The 6265-nt window shown below is 35.1% G+C and carries 4 protein-coding genes and 1 pseudogene; all 5 read left to right on the top strand.

The window, feature by feature from the left end; all coding sequences use genetic code 11:
• Positions 1-714 (top strand): annotated as a pseudogene (locus tag ABJI11_RS14470) (SusC/RagA family TonB-linked outer membrane protein); the annotation flags it as partial.
• An 18-nt stretch (positions 715-732) separates the two neighbouring features.
• Positions 733-2181: a RagB/SusD family nutrient uptake outer membrane protein gene (locus tag ABJI11_RS14465; protein ID WP_348353687.1), complete on the top strand. Its 1449-nt coding sequence runs from the start codon at positions 733-735 to the stop codon at positions 2179-2181.
• A gap of 15 nt (positions 2182-2196) precedes the next feature.
• Positions 2197-4161 (top strand): PKD domain-containing protein, encoded by a 1965-nt coding sequence (locus tag ABJI11_RS14460; protein WP_348353685.1) that lies wholly within the window; start codon positions 2197-2199, stop codon positions 4159-4161.
• Between the two features lie 133 nt (positions 4162-4294).
• On the top strand, positions 4295-5209 hold the full coding sequence (locus tag ABJI11_RS14455) for a polysaccharide lyase family 7 protein (RefSeq protein WP_348353682.1): 915 nt from the start codon (positions 4295-4297) through the stop codon (positions 5207-5209).
• A 43-nt stretch (positions 5210-5252) separates the two neighbouring features.
• On the top strand, positions 5253-6197 hold the full coding sequence (locus ABJI11_RS14450) for a polysaccharide lyase family 7 protein (RefSeq protein WP_348353680.1): 945 nt from the start codon (positions 5253-5255) through the stop codon (positions 6195-6197).
• The last annotated feature ends 68 nt before the right edge of the window (positions 6198-6265 follow it).

Genomic DNA, 6265 nt, shown 5'->3' with positions numbered 1-6265 from the left:
ATACAAGATACTTACGGTAGAAATTCTCTATGGATCAACAGTATCGGTCAGCCTATTTCTTCTTACTACGGTTTTGTGGTTGATACTGAAAAATTCGACGAAACTTCATTTAGAACGTCTTATGTTGATAATCCATGGAATAGAATTAACGGTCAATCTGAAGATACTATCGTTAAGGATTTAAATGGAGATGGTATTATTACAGATGAGGATAAAACCATATTGGGTAATCCTTATCCAGACTTAATTTACAGCTTTACCAATGAATTTCAGGTTGGTAATGTAGATTTTTCTTTTCAGTTGCAGGGTAGTTTAGGTGCGCAGATAAACAATATCGGTGATCAATATTTCTATAACTGGTTTGGAAACGCTACAAGAGATCCTAATGAGATAGTTGCAGATGGTTTAGTTTCAGATGTATCCTTTATTCAGGAGAAGGTATTGACTGACGAAGTAATAGCTAGTGCAGATTATTTCTCTTTAAGAAATATAAATATTGGCTATAATTTTGATAAAGAAACATTGTCAACTATTGGTTTGGCAGGTCTTAGGGTCTATGCAACCGGACAGAATCTTATTTATATTACTGCAGATGATTATCATGGTTTCAATCCTGAACACGATGATAACGGTGATCCAAGAGCATTTGGTTCGCAAAGAGCTGGTACACCTATTTTTAGAACGCTAACATTTGGTCTTAATATCGATTTTTAAAAATTAAAAAAAGGAATTATGAGATATATAAAATATATGGCATTTACACTGGCGGCTATAATGACCTCCTGTGATGCAGATGAGTTTTTAAATCCATTACCAGATACGGTAATAGTAGAGGATACTTTTTTTCAAACAGATACAGATGTCGAGACAGGGATATTTGGAATTTATGATGCTCTTCAAGGAGTAAATCCGAATACGGAATCGAATGACACCAATTTTAATAGAGGAGTTCAATACGAGCATCTGTTGACCGAGCATCGTTCAGACAATACAAGAAATCAAACATTAGAGGGGTCTAAAGCTGATTTCCATAGATATTTGATACAACCAACGAATACAGAATCTGAAGATTATTATGCTTCAATGTATTCGGCCATATTCAGGGCAAATAATATGTTGGGTTTTATTGATATTGCTGACGAAAACAATCAAGCTCGTTATACAGCAGAGGCTAAATTCTTAAGAGCTTATGCATATTTTAATCTGGTAAGGTTATATGGTGATGTGCCTTTAGTGACCGAAGTAGTATTGTCTTCAGATAACGAAGCAACTTTTACCAGAGTATCAGAGGAGCTGATATACGCACAGATTGTAGAAGATTTACAGGAGGCTGTAGATGTATTGGATAATTCTTCTAAGTCTAGAGCGTCAAGAGCAGCAGCACAGGCTTTATTGGCAAAGGTTTACATGACGCAGCCATCAAGAAATTATTCAGGTGCACAGCAATTATGTGAATCAATCATCAATAGCGGTGAATTTAGTTTACAGGATAATTTTTCTGATGTTTTCTATAGTGAGTTGAATAGTGAAATTATTTTTGCCATACAATACGATTTTGGTAATCCTAATGAGAGTCAAAGTTTTTCTGCTGAATTTACGTCAACTGTTCGCGCAGGTTCTGATGATGGGCAAAACATTGTTGAAAATAATTTAATTGCAGATTTTCAAGCCTTTGGAGGAAGTCGTTCAGAAGTATCTTTTATTACTTTTCCTACTAGAAGTGAAGTGGTGAAGTTCTTGCCTGAAGGTTCGGATATATCCATATTTCCACCTACTTATGGTGATAATGCGCGTAACGCTGGTAATGATTATATAGCCTTACGTTATGCAGATGTATTATTGATGCACGTAGAAGCTGCGATAGGTGCGGGTACGAGTACAAGTAATGCGAGCATTCTTAGTTCTTTTCAACAGATTAGAGATAGAGCTTTTCCTGAAACTGCTCCAAATATTATATCAAGTGTTTCCAAAACTGAATTGTTATTAGAGAGAAGATTAGAATTTGCTTTTGAAAACCAACGTTTCTTTGATTTGGTAAGGTTTGGTGTGGCGGATGAAGTGCTGAGTGCATACGCAGCCGACAACGATTATTCTTTTACCTCGACTGATTTATTATTGCCGATTCCTTCAAGGGAAATTAATTTAAGTAGGGGGCTACTAACACAAAATCCAGGATATTAATTTTAAATAAGAACTATGAAATTTAATATGAATTTTTTTAGTAAAAGCAAGCTTTTGCTAACGGTTGTTTTAGCCGCCGGCTTAACCGTAAGTTGCGTAAATGACGGGCTTTTTAGAGATGACTTGCCAGATGCTAATTCGATAGCAGATACAATTTTTCCTGCAGCTAGTTTTGCATATGCTTCTTCTTCAGATGATTTTAGAATGGTTTCTTTTAGTAACCTTTCAACGGAGGCGGCAACGTATTTATGGGACTTTGGTGGTGGTAATACGTCTACTGAACAAAATCCTACCTTTTTATTTGAGCAAGGTGAAGGTACTTACCCGGTAACATTGACAGCTACAGATGGTAATGGTGTTACAGGTAGTAATACTGTAGATGTAATAGTTGTTGAAGGGCCGTTTCAACCTGCAATACTTGAGGCTGGATTTGAAGATGATACGCTGCCTGATGGAGGTGGTGATGGCCGTGATTCTTGGAGAAATAGTGATTTAGGAGGGGTTATTCAGATAACAGGTTCTCCAGTAACTTTCGGAGATCAAGGAGCAAAATTACCTTTGCCTGCAGGTGATCGTATTGGTTATCAGGAAATTACCGTTGAGCCAGATTCTAATTATGATTTATTCTTTTATTATACGATGTTTAGTGGTTCATCTGATCCTTCAGTCACCGTTTCAATACTTGGGGTGACACAGAATGGAGGTACATTTACTTCTTTTGATCAATTTAGTGAAGGAACACTTGCTTCGGTTACGGTAACAGATGATGAAGAACCAGAGGTGTACATTCAACAACAATTATCTTTCAATTCTGGAGAAAATAATACGGTAGCCATTTATTTTACTAATGGAGAAGTTGAAGCGAGACTTGATAATTTTACTATTGATATAGGAACAGCAGGAGCTGTACCACCTTCGGCTGGTTTTGATATTGTTCAGAATGAAGATAATTTCTTAGAGTATACATTTACAAATTCATCAGTAGAAGCATCTTCTTATGAATGGGATTTTGGTGATGGTAATACATCTACAGAAGAATCTCCAACACATGTTTATGCGGAAGCTGCAGAGTATACCGTGACGCTTACAGCTATAAATGATTCTAATTTATCGACAGATTTAAGTAAGTCAATAAATATCCTAGCGCCGGTTACGGCAGCATTTACTTTTGAAGTAGATCCAAATGATTATGCAACGTATTCTTTTATGGATGCTTCTGAAGGTGCAGTCATGTTATTGTGGGAGTTTGGAGATGGATTTCAATTTACAGGAATGAATCCTACACATACATATGAAGAGGATGGAATTTATGATGTAACCTTAACGGCTTATAGTGTTACGGGTAATACACATGTAGCTACTGAACAACTTATAGTTTCAGAAGGATTTGTAGTTCAAGTTCTTAATGGTACTTTCGATGATTTTACGGTTAATACTGGTGATAATGCAGATGCTTGGGATATGACTCCTAACAGCACTGTAGTAGACAATGATGGTAATACTGTTGATAGTCCTTTTGATCCATTATGGGATAACGGTGCTTTAGATTCTTGGTTAGATAGTTTCTATGGTGATGATAGTGAACAAGCAGGTTCATCAAGTGATGGTAACAATGGTACCAGAGGGGCTAAATTAGATGAGAAGGGTCGTCGTCTTTATCAAGTTGTTCAAGTACAACAAGGAGAAACGTATACGTTCTCTATAGATGCAAGTGCAACTGCTGCTGGTATTACTTCAGAGGTATTTATCTTGAATACTGAAATTGAAGATGAAGTTGGTATTAATGCTTCTACTTCAGATGCAGCTATAGATGCTTACTTTGCTATACCTAACATCTTTGATACGAATGGAGATGCTTATGCAACAAGCACATTTGAGTTTACGGCCTCTACAAATGAAATAGTTATTTATGTTAGAAACGTAGATGTTGTGGATGGTTCTGCCGAAGCATTTTTTGATAACGTTGTTATAACTGATTAATAAAAGTTAAATAATGTAGTTAGATTGTAAAAAGCCACCCGGTTTATAGTGTTAAATTGGGTGGTTATTTAACAATAAAAAGGAAGAAAGTTTAGATAATTTTTGATTATTGTTATTAAAATTTAGTATTAAAATGAGAGTTTTCCCCATTCAATCTTTTTTGTTTTTCGTCTTAATATTTGTAACCGTTAATGCTACTTCACAAGAGCAAAAAAGTGATAATAAGGACTTAGATGTTAAAGTTGAAAAAAAGAAAAAGAAAAAAAAGAAGAAAATAAAAATTCCTGAGATTGATTTAAGCAATTGGAAGGTTACAATTCCAGAAGGAAAAGGAAAAGGTGGAGCTTTAAGTGTAGAGCCACCCAAAATTTTGGACTATGCTACAAATGACATGTTAAAACCATATATGTATAATGATTCTACAAAAGGGACTTTAACATTTTATGCTTATCCAACTTCGGCTACAACAGCCAATACAAAATATTCCAGATCAGAACTTAGGGAGCAAATGGTTCCTGGAGATAATAATACAAACTGGACATTTAAGCAAGGAGGTACTCTAAAGGCAAAACTTTCTGTTGATGAGGTTTCAAGAGATAAGAACGGTAAATATCACAAAGTAATCATTTTGCAGATTCATGGTCGATTGACTAATGAGCAAAAAGAATTAATAGGACAAAAAGACAATAATGCACCACCAATATTAAAAATTTATTGGCAGAACGGTAAGGTAAGAGTTAAAACTAAAAAATTAAAATACAAAGATGTAAATGCTCTTGGCATATTGCATAAGGAAGCCTGGACAGATGATGAAGGTTTCAATTTTGAAGAAGAAGTAGGTTTCGGCAAGTTTCAAATTGAAATAAAAGTTACAGATGGTAAAATGGTGGTATCGTTGAACAAAACTGAATATGCCGTCTATGACGATTTTAATATGAAGAGATGGGGTGTTTTTGAGAATTACTTTAAAGCGGGTAATTATTTTCAAAGTAGAGATAAGGGTTCATTTGCTAAGGTCAGTTTTTATGAACTTGAAGTGAAGCACTAATAAGAATTATATGATTTTAAATAATATTTTAAGGTACCATAACTTGACAATAACTAAATACTGTTTGGTAGTTGTAATGGCGTTTGTCTTTTTAAGCTGTAGTAACGATGCTGAAGTAGTTGAAGAAGAGATTGTTCAGGAAGAAGAAGTTATTGAAGAAGAGGTCGTAGAAACTCCAGAACCGGAAGAGGAAGTAGTCGTTGACGAAGAACAAGTAGAAGGTGTAGATTTCTTTTTGCCGAATATAGATTTAAGTAATTGGAAAGTTACATTGCCCATTGGTAGTCCAGATGAAGTAGAGCCACCAGAAATCATAGATTATGCTACTGACGAAAGATTAATACCTTATATGTATAATGATTCTACAGACGGTTCATTGGTTTTTTACACAACACCAGGTACGTCTACTGCTAATTCTTCTTATTCAAGAACAGAACTGAGGGAGCAAATGGTTCCCGGTAGTAATAGTACAAATTGGACTTTTACAGAAGGTGGTCGTATGAAGGGTACATTATCTGTACCTGAGATTACTACGGACTTAAGTGGTGATTTTCATAGAACTTTGGTAATGCAAATTCATGGCAGGCTAACTAATGAGCAGCGAGATTTAATAGGGGAAGATGATAATAATGCTCCTCCAATGTTAAAAATTTATTGGCAGAAAGGTAAAGTAAGGGTGCTTACTAAAAAACTTAAAAATCTTGATGCAACAGATGAAGAAATTTTACATACCGATGCTTGGGAAGATAATGAAGGGCATACGTTTTCAGAAGATATTGGAACTAATACATTTGAGCTAGAAATTATAGCTTCAGACGGTAGGTTGGAAATTATTTTAAACGAAACTGATTCTGTGGTGTATGAAGATATTCATATGCAAAAGTGGAGTGTGTTTGAGAATTATTTTAAAGCAGGTAACTATTTACAAACCTTAGATGTAGGGGCATCTGCTAAAGTTAAATATTACGAATTAGAAGTCACGCATTAGTGATATACGATTAATATACCTAGTATAAATAAGAGAGTTGTTTTGAGTTAGATTTGTTGAAATAAGTT

It is taken from the genome of Maribacter sp. (genome assembly GCF_039968975.1).
Classification (GTDB): Bacteria; Bacteroidota; Bacteroidia; order Flavobacteriales; family Flavobacteriaceae; genus Maribacter.
Note: the sequence above shows the minus strand (reverse complement) of the source record. Positions and strands in the feature narration are given on the sequence as shown.